At 36.0% G+C, this 18149-nt stretch carries 17 protein-coding genes; 8 read left to right on the top strand and 9 right to left on the bottom strand.

All coding sequences use genetic code 11. From position 1 onward, the window contains the following. Positions 1-12 precede the first annotated feature (12 nt). The 4 genes from LX80_RS11860 (at position 13) to LX80_RS11845 (ending at position 3619) form a co-directional block, all read left to right on the top strand. Complete coding sequence (locus LX80_RS11860) at positions 13-960, top strand: 3-keto-disaccharide hydrolase (protein ID WP_111296725.1); 948 nt, start codon at positions 13-15, stop codon at positions 958-960. A gap of 161 nt (positions 961-1121) precedes the next feature. After that, on the top strand, positions 1122-1829 hold the full coding sequence (locus tag LX80_RS11855) for a hypothetical protein (RefSeq protein ID WP_146250493.1): 708 nt from the start codon (positions 1122-1124) through the stop codon (positions 1827-1829). Positions 1830-1902: 73 nt separating this feature from the next. After that, entirely contained in the window at positions 1903-2649 is a 747-nt protein-coding gene (gene bla, locus LX80_RS11850) for a BlaB/IND/MUS family subclass B1 metallo-beta-lactamase (protein ID WP_111296721.1), read from the top strand. 1 nt (position 2650) lies between these two features. Beyond that, positions 2651-3619, top strand: coding sequence for an alpha/beta hydrolase (locus tag LX80_RS11845; protein ID WP_111296719.1), 969 nt, complete (start codon positions 2651-2653; stop codon positions 3617-3619). 22 nt (positions 3620-3641) lie between these two features. On the opposite strand, the gene LX80_RS11840 is transcribed toward LX80_RS11845, so the two are convergent. Beyond that, entirely contained in the window at positions 3642-4949 is a 1308-nt protein-coding gene (locus tag LX80_RS11840; RefSeq protein WP_111296717.1) for a sugar porter family MFS transporter, read from the bottom strand. Positions 4950-5212: 263 nt separating this feature from the next. On the opposite strand from LX80_RS11840, the gene LX80_RS11835 reads away from it, so the two are divergent. After that, on the top strand, positions 5213-6745 hold the full coding sequence (locus LX80_RS11835) for a rhamnogalacturonidase (RefSeq protein ID WP_211307763.1): 1533 nt from the start codon (positions 5213-5215) through the stop codon (positions 6743-6745). Between the two features lie 39 nt (positions 6746-6784). Here LX80_RS11835 and LX80_RS11830 read toward each other — a convergent pair whose 3' ends face one another. From LX80_RS11830 to LX80_RS11815, 4 genes are all read right to left on the bottom strand, one after another. Beyond that, positions 6785-7231 carry a (4Fe-4S)-binding protein gene (locus LX80_RS11830; RefSeq protein ID WP_111296713.1) on the bottom strand — a complete coding sequence of 149 codons (447 nt, stop codon included), beginning with the start codon at positions 7229-7231 and terminating at the stop codon, positions 6785-6787. Beyond that, positions 7228-7629 carry an OsmC family protein gene (locus LX80_RS11825; RefSeq protein WP_111296711.1) on the bottom strand — a complete coding sequence of 134 codons (402 nt, stop codon included), beginning with the start codon at positions 7627-7629 and terminating at the stop codon, positions 7228-7230. The genes LX80_RS11830 and LX80_RS11825 overlap by 4 nt, the downstream gene beginning before the upstream one ends. Positions 7630-7705: 76 nt before the next feature. Further along, positions 7706-8320, bottom strand: coding sequence for a response regulator (locus LX80_RS11820; RefSeq protein ID WP_111296709.1), 615 nt, complete (start codon positions 8318-8320; stop codon positions 7706-7708). Then, complete coding sequence (locus tag LX80_RS11815; RefSeq protein WP_170120452.1) at positions 8317-10260, bottom strand: sensor histidine kinase; 1944 nt, start codon at positions 10258-10260, stop codon at positions 8317-8319. The genes LX80_RS11820 and LX80_RS11815 overlap by 4 nt, the downstream gene beginning before the upstream one ends. A 385-nt stretch (positions 10261-10645) precedes the next feature. Here LX80_RS11815 and LX80_RS11810 point away from each other — a divergent pair, with 385 nt between their 5' ends. Beyond that, positions 10646-12535: an OmpA family protein gene (locus LX80_RS11810; RefSeq protein ID WP_111296705.1), complete on the top strand. Its 1890-nt coding sequence runs from the start codon at positions 10646-10648 to the stop codon at positions 12533-12535. Between the two features lie 158 nt (positions 12536-12693). Here LX80_RS11810 and LX80_RS11805 read toward each other — a convergent pair whose 3' ends face one another. Further along, positions 12694-14103 (bottom strand): hypothetical protein, encoded by a 1410-nt coding sequence (locus LX80_RS11805; protein WP_111296703.1) that lies wholly within the window; start codon positions 14101-14103, stop codon positions 12694-12696. 221 nt (positions 14104-14324) lie between these two features. Here LX80_RS11805 and LX80_RS11800 point away from each other — a divergent pair, with 221 nt between their 5' ends. Then, positions 14325-14708 (top strand): DUF6567 family protein, encoded by a 384-nt coding sequence (locus LX80_RS11800; protein ID WP_211307762.1) that lies wholly within the window; start codon positions 14325-14327, stop codon positions 14706-14708. A gap of 144 nt (positions 14709-14852) precedes the next feature. On the opposite strand, the gene LX80_RS11795 is transcribed toward LX80_RS11800, so the two are convergent. After that, on the bottom strand, positions 14853-16058 hold the full coding sequence (locus LX80_RS11795; RefSeq protein WP_111296701.1) for an MFS transporter: 1206 nt from the start codon (positions 16056-16058) through the stop codon (positions 14853-14855). 182 nt (positions 16059-16240) lie between these two features. After that, a complete protein-coding gene (locus tag LX80_RS11790; RefSeq protein ID WP_111296699.1) occupies positions 16241-17002 on the bottom strand; it encodes a toxin-antitoxin system YwqK family antitoxin in 762 nt (253 codons plus the stop codon). A gap of 173 nt (positions 17003-17175) precedes the next feature. On the opposite strand from LX80_RS11790, the gene LX80_RS11785 reads away from it, so the two are divergent. After that, on the top strand, positions 17176-17784 hold the full coding sequence (locus tag LX80_RS11785; RefSeq protein ID WP_111296697.1) for a DNA-3-methyladenine glycosylase family protein: 609 nt from the start codon (positions 17176-17178) through the stop codon (positions 17782-17784). Between the two features lie 9 nt (positions 17785-17793). Here LX80_RS11785 and LX80_RS11780 read toward each other — a convergent pair whose 3' ends face one another. Next, entirely contained in the window at positions 17794-18147 is a 354-nt protein-coding gene (locus LX80_RS11780) for a ParB N-terminal domain-containing protein (RefSeq protein WP_111296695.1), read from the bottom strand. Positions 18148-18149 lie beyond the last annotated feature (2 nt).

Below are 18149 nucleotides of genomic sequence, written 5' to 3'. Positions count from 1 at the left end.
TCAATTAAGCTTATGAAAAAGTTTGTTTACCTTCCTTTATTCATGCTAGTTATGCACATTTTTAACGCGCAGGCGCAGGAAATAGTAAAACCACCCGAAGCATCGCCCTTAGAAGGCAGTTGGGATATGGTATTGCATGTAAACGGAAAGGCATTGCCTTCCTGGTTAGGCGTTTATCATTCCGGCTTGAAAACGTTGGTGGGGCAATTTGTAGGTCCCGGTGGCAGTGCACGCCCTATTTCGGAAGTGTTTTTCGAAAACAATAAAATGCATTTTGCTATTCCACCCCAATGGGAAGCAGCAACTAAATATTTGAGTATTGAAGGTACCTTACAGGGGGATAGTTTGGTTGGAACCGGCATAAGCAGTGAGGGCGAAAATTTTACCTGGACTGCACATAGAGCTCCTCGCTTGCATCGCAATAAGCCGGTGGTATGGGGTGAGCCTATTCGTTTATTCAATGGTAAAGATTTAACCGGATGGCATGCCATGGGGCCCAACCAATGGGTGGTTGAAAATGGTGTGTTGAAAAGCCCGCATTCGGGTTCTAACCTGGTAAGCGATAAAAAATTTCAAGATTTTAAATTGCACGTTGAATTCAAATATCCGGCAGAAAGCAATAGTGGTGTGTATTTGCGCGGCCGATATGAAGTGCAGATTATAGATAGCAAGGGCAAAGAGCCGGCTGTTGGTTTATTCAGTGCGATATACGGATTTATTGCTCCCAGTGAAATGGTAGCCAAATCGCCCGGTGAATGGCAGTCGTTTGATATTACTTTGGTTGGCAGAATGGTTACCGTTGTTGCCAATGGTGTTAAAGTAATTTGTAACCGTGAAATACCCGGCATTACCGGTGGTGCATTAGATAGTGATGAAGCCGCCCCGGGGCCCATTTATTTTCAAGGCGATCATGGTCCCATAGAATTTAGAAATATTATTATTACGCCCGCTAAGAATTAAACAGTATAATTTGTCATCAATGTTTGTTCAATGAGTTTCTAACCGCATTAGTGCGTATAGTTTAGCCTTATTGACTTATAGGGGTTTTTTATGAATGGAATTAGCGCTGCTTGCTTAGTTTTATGAATACAAATACCAACACTCAATAAAACGATCAAGCAGTGACAAAAAAAATGCTCATCATATTGGCGTTTTGTGGCTTTGTTCATCAATTGCAAGCGCAATGGTTATTGAATTTTGGAACAGCCGCAACAGTAGCGCCTAAAGATTTCGCTTTCATAAGTGGAACCGGTGGTCAGGTAACTTTTATAAAAAATCCCGCTACCAATAATTTCACCCCCTTTTTAGCACATGCCGGTTTACGTTTGGGAATTTCAAGAAATGTGGATATTGGATATCGATTATGTACCGTTACCATGCCTTGGTCATCTGTAGGCCCAACATTAGGCAGTGCTTTTGATGCTAAAATAAGATTGACACCTACAACTGCACCCTATCAAGTGGCTGTTATTGTGGGTGGCGGGTATGCCTATTTAACCATTTTAGATAATCATAAATCTGCCTGGTCGCCGGGTACAGCAGTGTCTGTTACACGACAGTTGAATGTAAATTCTTCCATCACTTTTAATGGAAGGCTACTACAAACCATTATTCCTACGGCTCTAGGTGGTAAAGCCAATAACTACGTTAATATTTGGGGTGGAAGTATTGGGTGGGCGCATAATTTGAATTCCGTAGTTGGTATTATTCCTGAATTAGGAATTTTTGATGTGAAAGGTCAAATCAATCATGTTGCAAATAATGGTATTGGATTACAGGTGGGTATGGTGTTAAAAGTAGATTTTAAGAAAAGTCAATCTATGCAATAAAGGTAATTGTGGCTCAGAGAATGATAGCCATTCCGTTACTTCTGCTTACCTTTCCCTATATTTTGTTTTTGCCATGAAACCTTGGTATCATTTTTTCATACGGTATTTTCTTTTATTCAACTTTCCCTTAATTGCGTTTACTCAGTCCAATCATGCGCCACTTATAATTCGACCCTTGCACGACAATTTTTATGTTTATATAACCTATGGTAACGTAGATGGGTTGCCGTATCCGGCTAATGGCATGTATGTGGTTTCTAATAAAGGGGTGATATTGCTTGATACACCATGGGATACTACCCAATTGCAACCTTTATTAGATTCCATATGGCAACGGCACCATCAAAAGGTGGTGTTGTGCATTGCAACCCATTTTCATGCAGATAGAACCATTGGCTTACCTTATTACGCTTCAAAAGGCATAAAAACCTATAGTTCTCTTCAAACACAGAACTTGTGTATCAAAAAAAAGGAAGGATTAGCACAATATACTTTTGCCAACGATACTGTTTTCACCGTAGGTAATGTACAGTTGCAAACCTACTATCCCGGCCCCGGCCATAGTGGCGATAATATTGTCGTGTGGTTTCCAAAAGAAAAAATATTGTACGGTGGCTGTTTTATTAAAAGTGTAGCAACCAATGATATTGGTAATTTGTCGGATGCTAATGTGCCCGAATGGCGATTGGCAATTCAAAAAACCATACAACGCTTTGCCCGTGCCACCTACGTTATTCCCGGCCATTTAGATGGTTATAGTCCTCAAAATCTGCAACATACCGCCCATTTGGTAGATAATTATTTGCAACAAAATCATTAACATGAAACAGCATACATTTATTTTCATAACTTTTATCATTGGTATCACTACTGTATTTTCTTCATCATTTGCTCAAACACCGGCAGCAGTGCATGAAACTCCTATTGTTTTGCAAACGGCATCCGGTTCTATTGAAGGTACCTTAACCCTTCCGGAAAAAAATACACCTATACCTGTAGCCTTAATTATAGCCGGTTCCGGTCCTACAGACAGAAATGGAAATAATCCTACCATGCACAATGGCAGCCTGCGAATGTTAGCGGATAGTTTGGCTAAATATGGTATTGCCAGTGTACGATACGATAAACGTGGGGTGGGAGCCAGTGCTGCGGCCTTAAAGGCAGAAAAAGATATTCGCTTTAATGATTATGTAAATGATGCCATTGGCTGGCTACAATTATTGCAAAAAGATAAGCGATTCAATAAAATAGTTGTTATTGGCCATAGTGAAGGATCGCTCATTGGTATGTTGGCTGCAAAGCATAACGCGAATGCCTTTGTGTCGATAGCAGGGGCGGGGATGCCTGCGGCTGATATTTTAAAAACTCAATTGGCTACGCAGCCGGAACCATTTAAACAAATGATTTATGCTGATATAGATACCTTACAACGTGGGGATACTTTACGTTATGTCAATCCTTTGTTGTATAGTTTGTTTCGCCCTTCGGTTCAGCCTTATTTAATTTCGTGGTTTCAATACAATCCTGCAAAAGCTATTGCTGCATTGAAGGATATGCCCGTTTGTATTATTCAAGGTACGGCCGATATACAAATTTCGGAAGCCGATGCAAAATTATTAGCGCAAGCTGATCCTGCCGCCCAATTGGTTATGATACCCGGGATGAATCATATTTTTAAGAATGTAAATGGCGATAGGAATGCCAATATTGCTACTTACAATAATCCGAGTTTACCCATTAATGCCCAATTGGTTAAAACCATTACCGCATTTATACATGCACTGCCATAGTTTTAAAAAATTGATATTGATGTTAATGTAATACAAGGGTGCTTTCCATATTTTCTAACGCAATGCCTTTTGTTTCCGGCATCATTTTCCAAACATACAAAAGTTGTAATACCATCATAAAGGCAAAGAAGCCAAAAATAGCGGTGCCTGAAACCGTAGCTGCAAAAAATGGAAATACTTGTGCAACCAATGCTGCAAAAAACCAATGGGTTAAACAGCCGAACGATGTACCGCTGGCACGAATGGCATTGGGAAATAATTCAGATAAAAATACCCAAATTACCGCTCCTTGGCCTATAGCATGCGCTGCTATAAACATAAATACATAATAAACAATCAAGCTATGGTTATCACTATTAAAAGCAATGGCAATTAATGATAGGGAAATAATATATCCGAAAGATCCGATAAACATTAGCGTTCGGCGGCCAAATTTATCAATCAACGACCAGCCGATAATAGTAAAAATTAAATTCACTACACCAATACCTACAGTTGAAAATAATGCAGCACTTCGGCCTATGCCTGCCATTTCAAAAACCTTAGGTGCAAAGTAAATGATGGCATTGATGCCGGAAAGCTGGTTAAAAAATGCAATAAGAAACGCCAATATCAGCAGTCGAAGATGCTTTTTTTGAAATAACCGTTCTGTATTGGAACTAACCGATTGTTTAATACGTTCAATTAAATGATCGGTATTGTCTTCCGTAAGGGCCAATACTTTTCTGGCGGCATCATCATCTTTTTTATACAATACCAACCAACGGGGTGTTTCAGGGGTAAATATCATTAGTATGGAAAATGCAGCAGAAGGAATAGCAACAACACCCAGCATCCAACGCCAATCGTTTTTACCGTCAAAACCTTGTAACAGGTAATTAGAGAAATAGGCAATTAATATACCCGCTACCACATTTAATTGAAATGATATTACCATTCTACCCCTGTATTTTGGTGGGGCAATTTCTGAAATATACACCGGCGCAACTACGGATGAGGCACCAATACTTAATCCGCTAATAAAACGGAATAACATAAATGCATATACGTTAGTTGAGACGGCAGCCCCGATTGAGGTGATTAAAAATAAAACACCAATCCAAAACAGTGTTTTCTTTCTGCCTATTTTATTGGCAGGTATATTGCCAAAGGCTGCACCAAATGCAGTACCATATAATGCCATAGCTATTGCCGTACCATGCATCCAGTTACTCAGTTGCCACAGTTGTTGTATGGCTTGTTCTGCACCGGATATAACAGCTACATCCATACCAAATAGCAAACCGCCCAAGCCAACGGTAATTGACCATAAAACTAATTTTTTATTCATACGGCATGTTTAGTTGTTGCTCAAAAAATGAAATGATTGCAAATGAGTGAGGTATGAATTTTTCATCACCCTTACCGAATGTAATTAAGAAAAGGCAGATGACAAAAAATTGCTGAGCAACCATCCCTACTCAGTCATTTAATTGAAATATGGTTTATTGCAGTAGTGAAGTTGGGCAGAAGTTTAATCTGATTTATAAGTATGAAATCAGCAGCAAGCATTAACTTTAATGGCTCTAAATTCTTTTAAGCTAACATTTTCCCATGAAATCAATGAAGTTAATCTGCCTGGCATTTTTGTATTTGATAATGCAATGTTCACTTAAAGCACAATCCAATAATATTAGTGATGCCATTTTTAATGTTAAGCATTATGGTGCTTTTGGAAATGGCGAACATTTAGATCATATAGCCATTAATAAAGCTATTGATGCTTGTGCTGCAGCAGGTGGCGGTACTGTATTTATTCCGGCAGGAAAGTATTTGTGTGGAAGCATTCATTTGAAAAGTAACGTACATATTTATCTTTCAAGTGGTGCAGTAATTGTTGGCGCCAATCCTGAATTAAATGTTTATGACACTGCTGAAGCTTTTCCTTATACACAATACCAGGATGGGGGGCATACCTATTTTCATAATAGTCTAATATGGGGAGAAGATTTACACGATATAAGCATAACGGGAAGTGGCATGATTGACGGTGGTGCTATTACCCGTGAAGACAATGAGGCAGGAGGAAATATTCTTCAGGGCTCTATTGGAAAAGCCGATAAAGCTATTGCATTAAAAAACTGTAAACGCGTTTTTATTAGAGATGTTACCATTTACCATGGTGGTCATTTTGCTATTTTATTAACCGGTTGTAACTGGGTAACACTTGATAATTTATTGATTGACACCAATCGTGATGGAATTGATATTGATGCTTGTGCTAATGTAACCGTGAACAACTGTAAAGTCAATAGTCCCAATGATGATGCCATATGCCCCAAGGCTTCCTATGCATTAAACAAACCAGTAACCACCGAAAATGTTATCATTACTAACTGCACTGTTTCTGCTTTTAAAGAAGGCACTTTATTAGATGGAACTTGCATACCGGCAGCGGTAGGTTGGTCGGGTGGAAGAATAAAATTTGGAACCGAATCGAATGGTGGGTTTAAAAATTGCATTGTCAGTAATTGCATATTCAGATATTGTGATGGGTTAGCTTTAGAAGAAGTAGATGGCGGTGAAATGAATAATATTGTTGTAGATAATATTGTTATGGATAATGTGCATCATTATCCTATTTATATTACGCTGGGTAACAGAAACAGGGGGCCGCTAGCAACAACACATACCGGTACAATTAAAAATATTTACATAAGCAATGTTCGCATATTGAATGCCGATACGCTTAGTGGCATACAAATTACGGGTGTTCCGAATCAACCGGTTGAAAATATTGAGTTGCGCAATATTACTATTCAGTATAAAGGTGGCGGCTCAAAGTACAGTGCACAAAGGGTATTTCCCGAATTGGGAAAAGGGTATCCCGAACCTTATTTATTAGGCGTTACGCCGGCTTATGGATTATTTTTAAGAAATGTAAAACAAATGCGTTTAACTAATATTCAGCTACAAACCATAAAGCCCGATGAACGCCCTGTCATCTATGCTAACAATGTACTTGGTTTGCAAATAGATGGACTAACCGCACCTTTGGTAAAAGGTGTGAAACCGGCTGTGTTTCATCAGGTCAAAGAAATATCCATTCAGAATGCTCCGGTTTTGCAATTAGATAAAGTACAGTAAATTTTTTGTTTAAAAAGATAAAACGAGGTAAGAATTAGCTCATGGCTCAATTCCATCTTTAAAGCCTATCTTTTTGTGTGTTCCATCGCAAAAGGGTTTGTTGCCTGAATGTCCGCATCGACAAAAAGCAGTTACCTTGTTTTTTCTGGTTTCATGTCCATAGGCATCTTTTATCAGTACATTGCCATACACCAATAGTGGTCCGTTAGGAACTGCTTCTAATTTTGTTTCTGCATCTACCTGAATGGTGAGATCATCTTGTTCGTCATTATGATAAAACGATAGAGCACCCGATGGGCATTGGCTTACTTGTGCTATTAATTGTTCGGTGCTAGCTTGCTGCATATTAATCCAGGGTTTTAAACTTGTATTAAAAACCTGGGGTAAGCCCCTGACACAAATACCTGAGTGTATGCAAACACCCGGTTTCCACACAATGGTAATGGTACCATTGGTGTATTTTTTTGTAAGCGTTTCTTTGTTCATATACCGTTGTTTAAATTGGTTGCTATGTGTAAAACTCCTGACAAGATTTTGTGTATGGGGCAACGATTGGCAATATACAATAATCTTTCTTTTTGTTCGGTAGAAAGATTGCCGTTTAGTTGAATGGTTCTTTCAATAATGGTACCCTTGGTTGCATCTGCTTCAACTGTAATATTCACGTTTACCTGAACACTCTCTAATGGCCATTCTTTTCTATTGGCATACATGCGTAAGGTTATGGCGGTGCAGGATGCTAAACTTCCCAATAATAACTCATGTGGGTTCATTCCCTTTTGTGTTCCGCCCACTTCAATATGTTCATCGGCTATGAATATACCCGATGGTGTATCTAAAAGGGTTTGGTATTGTTCCTGATGAATAGTAGCAGTAACAGACATACATTACAATTTAGTACTTAAATGTACCAAAATAACCGAGTAATGGCATGATTAATTTCTTTAAATAAAAGGCAATTTATAAGAAGCCTTTTTTTACGGCTGCATGTATTAATGCCGCCGTGTTTTTTACATTGAATTTAGTGAGGATGTTTTTTCGATGTGAATCAACTGTAGCAGTGCTGATAAATAAACGCTGTCCAATTTCCGGATTCGTTAATCCTTCGGCAATAAGCATTAAAACTTCTTTTTCACGAAGAGTTAAAATTATTTCATCATCGGAATGATACCGTAATGTTTGTGCCGCTTCAAAGCTGAAATAAGATTTACCTTTCATGGTAGTTTCAATGCAATCTAAAATTTCTTTTGTGGAAGCATTTTTTAATAAATAACCGGAAGCCCCATTTTCCATCATTTTTTTTATAAAGCTTTGTTGATTAAATGTGCTAAGGGCAACTATATGAATAGCCGGATATTTTGTTTTAACCATCTTACATAAGTCAATACCACTGGTATCAGGAAGGCTGATGTCCATTAATATAATATCGGGTTGTTGGTGTTGTAAAAAAGCCAGGCATGAATCTGCATTCATAGCATGCCCTATCCACTCAATGTTTTTTTCATTTTGCAGTAACGCATGAATGCCTTCAATTACCATATAATGGTCATCTACTATGAACAGTTTTGTTATCATACATTAAGTTCAATTTGAACAGATGTACCTTTTCCCGGTGCAGATTGAATATCTACCTTCCCTTTTAAATACTCTACCCTGCTGTATATATTATTCCATCCAATTCCTTTTGAAAGTGCTTGTTTATTCTCCGGCATGCCCTTGCCGTTATCTTCAACAGTAATGTGTATAATATTGTCATCGTCTGTAATTTGTACAATGGCTTGTTGTGCATGGGCATGTTTTACAATATTATTAATCAGCTCTTGTACAATTCTATAAATATGGATGGCTGTTGTTTGTTCAAAAACTTTATCCTTAATGCCAATACTTTGATATTTTAATTCAATGGCACCTGTTTCATTTGTTTGCTGGCATAAATCATGTAAAGCAGCATCTAATCCAAATTTAAGTAATACTTCGGGCATCATGTTATGCGCAATTCTGCGCATTTCATTGATGGATGAATTCAGCATGTCTAAATTTCGTTCAAATGCTTGTTCGTTTTCGGGTGTCATTTTTAAATTTTGTTTCATAAGGCTCATACTATATTTAATACCCGATAACATTCCACCTAATCCATCATGCAAATCTTTGGCTAAGCGGGTTCTTTCCTGTTCTTCACCTTTCAGAATTGCTTCTGTGGCAGCCAGTTGTTGTTGTGTTTCCAGTTCAATAATACGTTGTTGTTGCAGTGTTTGTTTATGTTTGTAATTGCGATAGGTAAGCGTACCAATTATAAATAATGTTATGGATGCTGCAATGAGTATATAATTCCAAATTTTATTTTGTTTCAATGCTAGTTCATGAATTTTCTTTTCAGACTCTAATTGTGCAATTTGTAATTCTTTATTCGCATTTTGATATTTTGCTTCTAACTCAAACAAATAATTTTTATTCGAACGAATTTCCAGTGAATCTTTTAAAGTAGTGTACGCTTTTAGGTATTGATAAGCCGCCGGAATATTTCCTAATTTTTCTTCTACTGTTACCATGTTTTCTAAACCATATTGTTTAATTTGGTCTAATCCAAATTGTTCAGCCAGACTAATAGATTGAGTTAAATAATATTTGGCATCATTGTAATCGCCTTTTTGTAAATAATCAAAACCAATATCTTCCGTAAGGCTTGTTATTTCATATTGATTTCGAATTTTTTGCATTAATGCCAATGCTCTTTTTTTATTTTCAATAGATGAATCGAACATTCTTTTTCCTTCCGAAAAAAATTTGCCCAACAAGTGATAGGCTTTTCCCTCGGCATAGAAATGTTGCAGTGAATTAGCCAGTACAATATTTCTTCGTAAAGGTGTATGCACGCTGTCAAAATTTTTTAAGGCTATATGAACTGACATTTCCTGATTAATGGCTATTACCAACTTGCTTTTGTCGTTTAGTATTTCTGCTCCTTTTATGGCCTCTTTGCTATAATACAATGCTTTGTTGTTCTCGTTTAAAAAACTATAAATAGTAGCTAAATTTAAGCAAGGGAAAAACGTTAATCCTTCTTCATGAATGCTTTTGAAAATTTTTATGGCTTCTAAGTATTGCATGGTGGCTGAATCGTACAATTGACGTTGATGATAAATAACTCCGTAATTGTGGGTTAATAATCCCTTTTGTTTTATGAAGGCCGGTTGGGTTGAATGCTTAATTAAAGCCAATGCTTTATCATAAAAATATTTGCCGCTATCTAATTGTGCTTTGTCAATGTACAATACGCCTCTTAATCTTCTGGCAATCAGCAGCCCTAATGTATAATTTAATTTTTGAGCCAGTTGAATAGATTCCCACGATAATTCTTCCGCTTTATCATGATTTTGAAATTGCAGTAACCCAATTAATTCATTTAGTTTGTTCACTTTTGTGGTATCATTGGGCATGCTTTGTACATGTTGCATTAAACTGTCAATGTTCATTCTTTGTGCATTCAATACTATTTGAATACATAAAAAGCTCATTATAAAAGATAACCTTTTCATCTTGCTCACTAATCAATTAGTGCCCTAACAAATTAATTCAATTATTTTACTAATTACATTCCCCCTTTTAGGTGATTTTTTCTTTTTTAAAATGAATCCCTTTTTTAGGGGATGCCATTGCAGTGTTTTTTTTCCAACTTTACGGTGGAATTAAGATTAGTATCATAATTCATTGCTGCTTGATTTTTAAGGATGCTCATGCTTCATAGGATCAATTTTATTGGTGTTTTTATATCGATAATAGTATAAGTGGCTTGTTGATTTCGGATTTGCTTTTAAGTACATTTTATCTGCTTCATTTTGTGTAAACTGTTAGTGATTACTTCTATATAGTATTAAATTAATAAATATAAATAACATATATATGAAATTCATTCTTCTTTTGGGTTTATTGTTTTTTGCAAACAATACCCACAGTCAGTTATTAAAGAAATTGCAGCAGAAAGCAGAACAAGCCATCTCAAAAAAAATAGATAATGTTGATGCGCCCAAATCAAATGATGATGGAAAGAAATCTGATGGGGGTGACAATGCAACGGCTAATGGTCAATCGCGACAACCCGATTTAAAAGTGTACAGTAAGTTTGATTTTGTTCCGGGCAATACCATATTGTATTTTGATAATTTTGAAAATGATAATATTGGTGAAGCCCCGGCAGGATGGATAACTTCTAAATCGGCCGAAGTGGTAACTATTGATGGCTTGGAAGGTAAATGGGTTAAAATGGCCGGCAGTAATGCTACACATATGTCGCGTAACAAAAAACAAAGTTGGGGAAATAATTTTACCATTGAATTTGATTTATTGATTGTGCGAAATTCTGCCGATCCAAGACTTGATATCGTTTTGTACAATACCGGTGGTAATTTAGTAACTGATGAAGGTATTTTGCAAAGTGCTAAACCTGCCATATATTTTGAATCTATCATTGCAGGTGAAAATAAAAGTCGTGCTATTCTCAGCAATCTTGATAAGCGCCTGTCTGATAATATGTCTGAAGAGTTGCCTTACAACAATTTAATGCCCGTTCATATTAGCATGAGTGTGCAAGGGAAACGCTTTAGAATGTGGTGGAACAATAGAAAATTATATGATTTGGCGGCTGTTAATGAAACTTATTTGCCTAATCAGTTCGGGTTTAATTTTGGGAGTGTTGGTGGAACAGATTATTATGTAAGCAATATACGTGTGGCAAAAGAAGTGCCCGATACACGTTCTCGAGTTGAAGAAGGTAAATTAATCAGCAATTTATTATTCTATAGCGGTACATCTAATTTAAAACCGGAAAGCATGGGTGCGTTGTTAGAAGTGAGTAAAGTATTGAAAGAAAGCACTACGCCGGTAAAAATTGTTGGGCATACCGATAGTGACGGTGATGATGCCTTGAATTTGAAGCTTTCGCAACAACGTGCCGAAACCGTAAAAAATATTTTGGTTAGTCAATATAATGTTGATGCATCTAAACTTACCACAGAAGGTCGTGGTGAGTCACAACCCATAGCCGACAATAAAACACCGGAAGGTAAAGCCCAAAATAGGCGAGTAGAATTTATATTTAAACCGGAAGCCGATAATTATACCAATAATAATGATATTAATACATCCTCTAATGCCAATGCATCATCCCAAAACAAAACCAATTCCGCCAATACTACTACTGCTGGTGCAACAACTGCAAAGGCTAACAGTGCTGCATCTAATACCAATTTACAATTGCAAAGTAAAATTTTAAATACACAATTACCTTTTGCCCAGTTTATAAGAACAGGTGAAAATACTTTTACATTCATTGCAAGTAAGGAAGAGGGCAATAGCAAGGAAAATTTTGTTAAGATTCATTTAGTGTCTGTGAATAATAATTTAAAACCCGAAACTTTCAATTTCCGTGAAATTAATGAAAAGCAACCCTTATTTGGTACAAAACAATATGCGGAAATAAAAAATAATGAAGCTGTTTTATTTTATGGAACAGAAAAAAAACCTTACATACATCAGTTCACATCAATTATAGCAAACGGGCATTTGGCCAATTTTGTGGATGACGGATTAATTCGTCATTTCCCGCCGGCTTCGCCTGCTTGCAAGTTTGTGATTGAAAAAGTTGAAAATGGTAAAGCAAGCGGCTATTTTACATTTGGAATAATGATTAAAGGCCTCAAACCCATACGAAAGGGTGATGCTATGACAGAAACCTTTACCGAGGGTTTTGCAGGTGATATTAAGGGAACTTTTACCGATGTGCCCATTTATTAACTGATTAATGCAATGATGTTTTATGCCTATTCATTTCATAAACCTGTATGGTGGTGTATTATGTGAAAAAAGTTTTTGCTTTTACACCCTTATTACGTTTTTGTAAAAAGTTTTTCAGTATCAAAAATTATTTCATTCACTCAGTACAAGTGTTATTACTAAATATTGCCTTCATTAATTGTACTCATATTCGTCTTTAATTCATCTATTGCATTAGGATGAATATGATACACTTTAATCCTTTTATCAATGGCATCGGGTTCACGAATAATCAGTTCCCTGCCTTTTATGGCTAAGTACTTTTGATTAATGGAAGTAAGAATTTTATGACGTTGGCTTTTTTGTGTTTCCAGGCTTTTATTTTTTAACCCTAATATGCTGTTTAATTCATCAATGGTAGTGGGTGCATTATTTTGTGTGCGTTGTAAAATTAGTTTTATTACTTCCCATTCCTGATCGGTATATTCGGGAAAACTTTTAGTCGGTAAACTGCTTTCGCCACCCAGATTATTATTTACGATTTGTTGTATTGAAGTTTGATGTTTTTTTGGCTTATAATATTTCCAAAATATTAATCCACCACTCACTACTACCAATGCAGCAATAATTACAACAAGTGTGTTATTGTTTTTGGGTTGATTTGTTTCTTTAACATATATGGGAATACCCGTATTTTCAAATTCAGCCAAACTGAGTGGAATGGTATCAATTTTATCTCTTTCACACAAATAAAGGGTAGAATCTATGCAAAACAAGTTTCCATTTAAATAATTTGTTGTAATAAATTGGCTTTTGTCATTTTCTAATGGCAAACGATACAAAGTGTTTTTTTCAAAATCCCATAATAGTTTTTTCCCGTCATTGTCTAACAATGCGCCCCAAGGGGTCATAACAACTTCTTGTGTAGTTTTTGTAAATGCCCATAAATTTCTATTTAAGGTACCCAAATTGGTCCAATTCATAGTATTTAGATCAAGTACTTTTACTTTGTATTGATTATAATTTTGTGTTGTTTGTTTTTTTATGCCTTCATTCTTATCAATAAAATTGGCACAATAAATTTTTCCTGCTTTTGAATCATACCAAATCATACTGGCGTTGGGTTCATTGAGTATGGGGTTTTCTTCGTTTAAAGGAATGATGTACCATTCATGTGCCTTATTGCTAAATTTTCGTAAATGTCCTGTAATTCGCCAATAGCCGCTGCCACCTAAATTATATAGTTCATTTTTATAGATGAAAGGGAAAGCGCCATAATTATAACCCCTGTAGATGGTAGAGTCTAACCTAACAAAATGCTGATGCTTGTATTGGTAAATGATACCGGAACCATCAATAAAAAGATAAATAGCGGTATCTGATTTTAAAAGTACCTGTCGTTGGTTTTCCCATGGATGTGATAAATTGACAAACTGTCCATTTCTACCGGGTATTGTAATTTGTAAGGACTTAGGATATTTTAATAACACCTCTAGTTCCGGGTGATGCAGGGTATCATTTTGTGCATTAGCTATGGATAATACATGGCAAAAAGCTATTATCCATAACCATTTAATCAATAGTTTCATAGAGGGGTAGTTCAACTTTTTAAAGTTATTTGGTTAATAACTAATATGTAAATATACTGTTTTCTTGACTTTTATGCAAAAAAAAGGCATAACCGGTTAAATAATGTAATTATCTACCAAATTTTCAACTTTAGGTTGTTGGCAAAGTAATTTTGTTATGTGTTCAGGCTCAATTACTTGTAACACAATTCAACCAAATATCTTTTTATAAAGCCAAGTTTATGTTGAAACTCAAAAATGCACTTTTTGTCATTTTAATAGTAATGCTTTTTAGCAGTTGTGGAATGAATACGGCATTAACTGCCAACTTAAATAATAATGTAACAAATGTAACCTTATCTCAAAAAAATTATAAAGTGGTTGGTTTGGTAACCGGCAAAGCACAAGCCACTTATGTATTGGGCATTGGTGGTTTATCGCATAAAGCACTGGTTGCAATGGCAAAGGCCGATATGTTAAAGCAAGCCAATTTAATGGGAAGTGCCAGGGCAGTTGTAAATGTTACTACTGAAGAAAATTTAGTGCAAATACTGTTTCCGATTTATTTCCGAAAAGAAGTTTACGTACAAGCGCATGTAATTGAGTTTGTGGGTGGAGGGCAGTGATTATGGTATTGTATGAATAATATTAAATAAGTCATGAATAACACAATAAAAAAATTGGCGTTTGGTTTTCATGGTTAAAAAAAGAGAGGGGTAGTGTTTTGTTTCCTATTTTGTTTCACCCAAAATCAAAATAGGATTTTTTATTTAGTATAATTGTTCGTCATAAGCAACAGCAGGCGCTTCTGCAATATTTTTTTTGTTGGTGATAAACGGATTTCGATAAGCTACATAAGCAGATAAGCTACACATTAAAATTAATAAAGATAAACCTTTGGATAGTCCGGCATGTTCTGAAATAAAACCTATTACGGATGGGCCGGTTAAAAATCCTACCAATCCGCCGGTGGTAACCATGGCAAAACCCTCAACTGTTGTTACACCGGGTATATTGGCCGAAGCTCTGAATACAATAGGCACAATGGTACAGCTGCCTAATCCTATCATTACATAACCAATAATTGCTATGAATGGCAGATATGCAGTAACCACTACTAAGAAACCGCTTGCTGCCAATAAAGCTCCATATACTACCATATTTTTACTGCCCAATTTGGTAATCATGGTGTCGCCGTTTAATCTTCCGAAAGTCATGGCAACTGAAAATCCGGCATAACCCAGGCTTAACATGGCTTTGGGGGCGTGTAATACTTCTTTAAAATAAATGGCGCTCCAGTCTGCTACACAGCCCTCTGCCATAAAGCTTACCATACAAATAAATGAAATTCCCAATATGGTTAACGAGGGTAATTTAACTTGTGAGCGTGAATGAATAATTTCTGTATTACTTAATAAATAAGCTTTATTCATTAAAATAATGGTAGCAATAAACAATACCACCAATATTATTTGAATGCCGGGCGGAATATGAATTAAAAATAATAATGCGGCTATTCCTGCACTAACGGCACCACCCAAACTATACATGCCATGGCAGGTACTCATGTACAAACGATTGTGTTTTTTTTCTAACAAATTAACTGTGGCATTACTTGAAACACCATTTAAAAAACTAATGAGTCCGTAGCAGTATAAGCATGTCCAAAACATGATTCTATTAGCTGAATTAATTTGGGCTATCATTATACAACCCATGGCAATATATCCACCTACCATCCATTTACCTACCGGTACCTTACTAAATACTCGGGTGGATAGCAGCATGCCGGTAATAGCCCCTAAAGGTGAAAGTAAAAGGGATAGGCCTAATGAGCCATCGGAAAAATGCATACGACTTTTAATACCGGGAATGGCAGCCACCCAAATGCCGAATATTAAACTGGAAGTGGCGAATAAAAAACCCACCGCTAAAGCCGTACGGGTTTTAATAAAGGAAGTAATATTATGAATCATACCGGGTACAACTCTGCCGGGAATATTTTATCTCCGACAAATGATACAGCAAATTACCAACATTTTTTTTGTAGAGATATGCTACATGCTGAATTTGACAAATGATAAAAATGGCATGCTACTACTTCACGTAACGAGTGATACCTATTTGTATAAAATAGGAATGGTAGATGATAGCCAAATTAATTAGCCATTGTGGTATTAAAACTCATAGATAATAGCATAGGAAAATCGACCGCCACCCCATCAAAAAATGCCGGTTGCCATACTGGCGATAATTTTAAAACACGAATGGCTTCTAACAAACAGGGCTTGCATTTTTCTGGTGGATCAATAGCTATAAATTGAGTGGGTTTTCCGTTTTTTGTTATCCATATATCCATTTTAACTGTATAAATTCCTAAAGGAATATTGGGTTGCATAGCCACTTTTATATCCAGATTTTTGTTGATGAAATTTTGCCACCCTTTAATACCACCCACAAATTCAGGTGTTTTTACGGCTATATAATTAGGTAAAGGCTGTCCTTGCTCATCCCAGCCCAATTGAACAGCAGGTACTTTATCATGTGCTTTTACATAATGCGATTTTTTATTACCGTTGGTATAAAATGCAGTTCTTTCTATTAAAATACCTTCTTTAAATAGCATTGAATCCAGTAATACTCCATTTTCATCATAATTTTTAAAAGGGCCATCAGCTTGTAGGCAAAAGTTATCTAAATAATTGCCTTCCGTAGCCAAACGATTATTACTGATATAATAAGTTTTAGCATGATAATAATCTTCGCCGGGCGTAACTTTCATCATTTGTTTTGCATCAATATTGTTATGTGAAATACCGGTTGAATTTTTATACAAAATATACTCCTGCTCCTGTGCTTTTGCAACATTAATAGATGTTAATAGCAATATGAAATACCAGATGATGTTATGTTTTTTCATGTTTAAATAGTTTTGTTCTTTTCTTTGTTAAAAGCCTACCTATTTTTATTTGTAAATGGAATTATTGCGAAATATAAAGCATCTCGAAAATTATAATATTACGAATATAGTATTTTAAGTGGTAAAAGATTTTTTATTTGCATTAATTTTTATGTATTGAATAGTTGAATTTTATGAGTCATTATTTGAATTGTTTGCAAAAAGATAAAAAGTTGGCCGCTATCATTCGCCACCATACACCGTTTCAGTTGCAAAGAAGGAAAAGAATTTACTTGCAATTATGTAATGCTATTATTGGGCAACAGCTATCGGTGAAAGCAGCAGCTGCTATTAAGAGTAGGTTTTTGAACTTATATACTACTATACCGGAACCTATTGATATTGCACAAACTTCGTATGAAGAATTAAGAAGTATAGGTTTATCGCATGCTAAAGCAAACTACGTGCATAACGTAGCTGAGTTTGCTTTAGAACAGGGAATGGAATATCGACAACTCAAGCAAATGACTGATGATGAAGTGATTGAGTATTTAACACAAATAAAAGGGGTAGGCAGGTGGACGGTAGAGATGTTGTTAATGTTTACATTGGCCAGAGAAGATGTTTTTCCTGTTGATGATTTAGGTATACAACAAACCATACAACTTATTTATGGACTACCCGAAATGCCTAAAACTGCTATGCGTGAAAAACTTACACAAATTGCCAACCGTTGGAAGCCTTACAGAACTTATGCTTGTTTACATTTATGGCATTGGAAAGACAATCCGCCAAATTTATAAGATGATTTTTTAAACAAGTCGGCAGGGTATTTCAAGGTCTTCCGATAAATAATAAATGGCGCATAACCTATGGTAACCATCAGCAATGATTAGTTTTTCATTTCCTCTAACCAACAATATGGGTGATAATTTTCCGCCTTTTTTTACTTTTTTAATATTTTCTTTTACATGAATATTATCGGCAGGTAACAAAGGCAATTGAGCAGCCCTTAATATGTCTTTTGCTTTTTTGGAAATAGTTTTTGCTTGCTTAAGTTTAGCGCTTAATTGTTTGGCTTTGGTTATTGGATATAATAATTCTAAATAATCGGTAGCAGCAGGAAAATCGTGTGGTTCAGGATTCGCTAACCAAATTTTTTGCATGG

The organism is Hydrotalea sandarakina (assembly GCF_003254115.1).
Classification (GTDB): Bacteria; Bacteroidota; Bacteroidia; order Chitinophagales; family Chitinophagaceae; genus Hydrotalea; species Hydrotalea sandarakina.
This window is presented reverse-complemented; position numbering and strand designations above follow the sequence as displayed.

Bases quoted from the DNA above. Each gene is read 5' to 3' on its own strand.
- LX80_RS11860 (WP_111296725.1), top strand. From the start codon at position 13: ATGAAAAAGTTTGTTTACCTTCCTTTATTCATGCTAGTTATGCACATT.
- bla (WP_111296721.1), top strand. From the start codon at position 1,903: ATGAAACCTTGGTATCATTTTTTCATACGGTATTTTCTTTTATTCAAC.
- LX80_RS11845 (WP_111296719.1), top strand. From the start codon at position 2,651: ATGAAACAGCATACATTTATTTTCATAACTTTTATCATTGGTATCACT.
- LX80_RS11840 (WP_111296717.1), bottom strand. From the start codon at position 4,949: ATGAATAAAAAATTAGTTTTATGGTCAATTACCGTTGGCTTGGGCGGT.
- LX80_RS11835 (WP_211307763.1), top strand. From the start codon at position 5,213: ATGAAATCAATGAAGTTAATCTGCCTGGCATTTTTGTATTTGATAATG.
- LX80_RS11830 (WP_111296713.1), bottom strand. From the start codon at position 7,231: ATGAACAAAGAAACGCTTACAAAAAAATACACCAATGGTACCATTACC.
- LX80_RS11825 (WP_111296711.1), bottom strand. From the start codon at position 7,629: ATGTCTGTTACTGCTACTATTCATCAGGAACAATACCAAACCCTTTTA.
- LX80_RS11820 (WP_111296709.1), bottom strand. From the start codon at position 8,320: ATGATAACAAAACTGTTCATAGTAGATGACCATTATATGGTAATTGAA.
- LX80_RS11815 (WP_170120452.1), bottom strand. From the start codon at position 10,260: ATGAGCTTTTTATGTATTCAAATAGTATTGAATGCACAAAGAATGAAC.
- LX80_RS11810 (WP_111296705.1), top strand. From the start codon at position 10,646: ATGAAATTCATTCTTCTTTTGGGTTTATTGTTTTTTGCAAACAATACC.
- LX80_RS11805 (WP_111296703.1), bottom strand. From the start codon at position 14,103: ATGAAACTATTGATTAAATGGTTATGGATAATAGCTTTTTGCCATGTA.
- LX80_RS11800 (WP_211307762.1), top strand. From the start codon at position 14,325: ATGTTGAAACTCAAAAATGCACTTTTTGTCATTTTAATAGTAATGCTT.
- LX80_RS11795 (WP_111296701.1), bottom strand. From the start codon at position 16,058: ATGATTCATAATATTACTTCCTTTATTAAAACCCGTACGGCTTTAGCG.
- LX80_RS11790 (WP_111296699.1), bottom strand. From the start codon at position 17,002: ATGAAAAAACATAACATCATCTGGTATTTCATATTGCTATTAACATCT.
- LX80_RS11785 (WP_111296697.1), top strand. From the start codon at position 17,176: ATGAGTCATTATTTGAATTGTTTGCAAAAAGATAAAAAGTTGGCCGCT.
- LX80_RS11780 (WP_111296695.1), bottom strand. From the start codon at position 18,147: ATGCAAAAAATTTGGTTAGCGAATCCTGAACCACACGATTTTCCTGCT.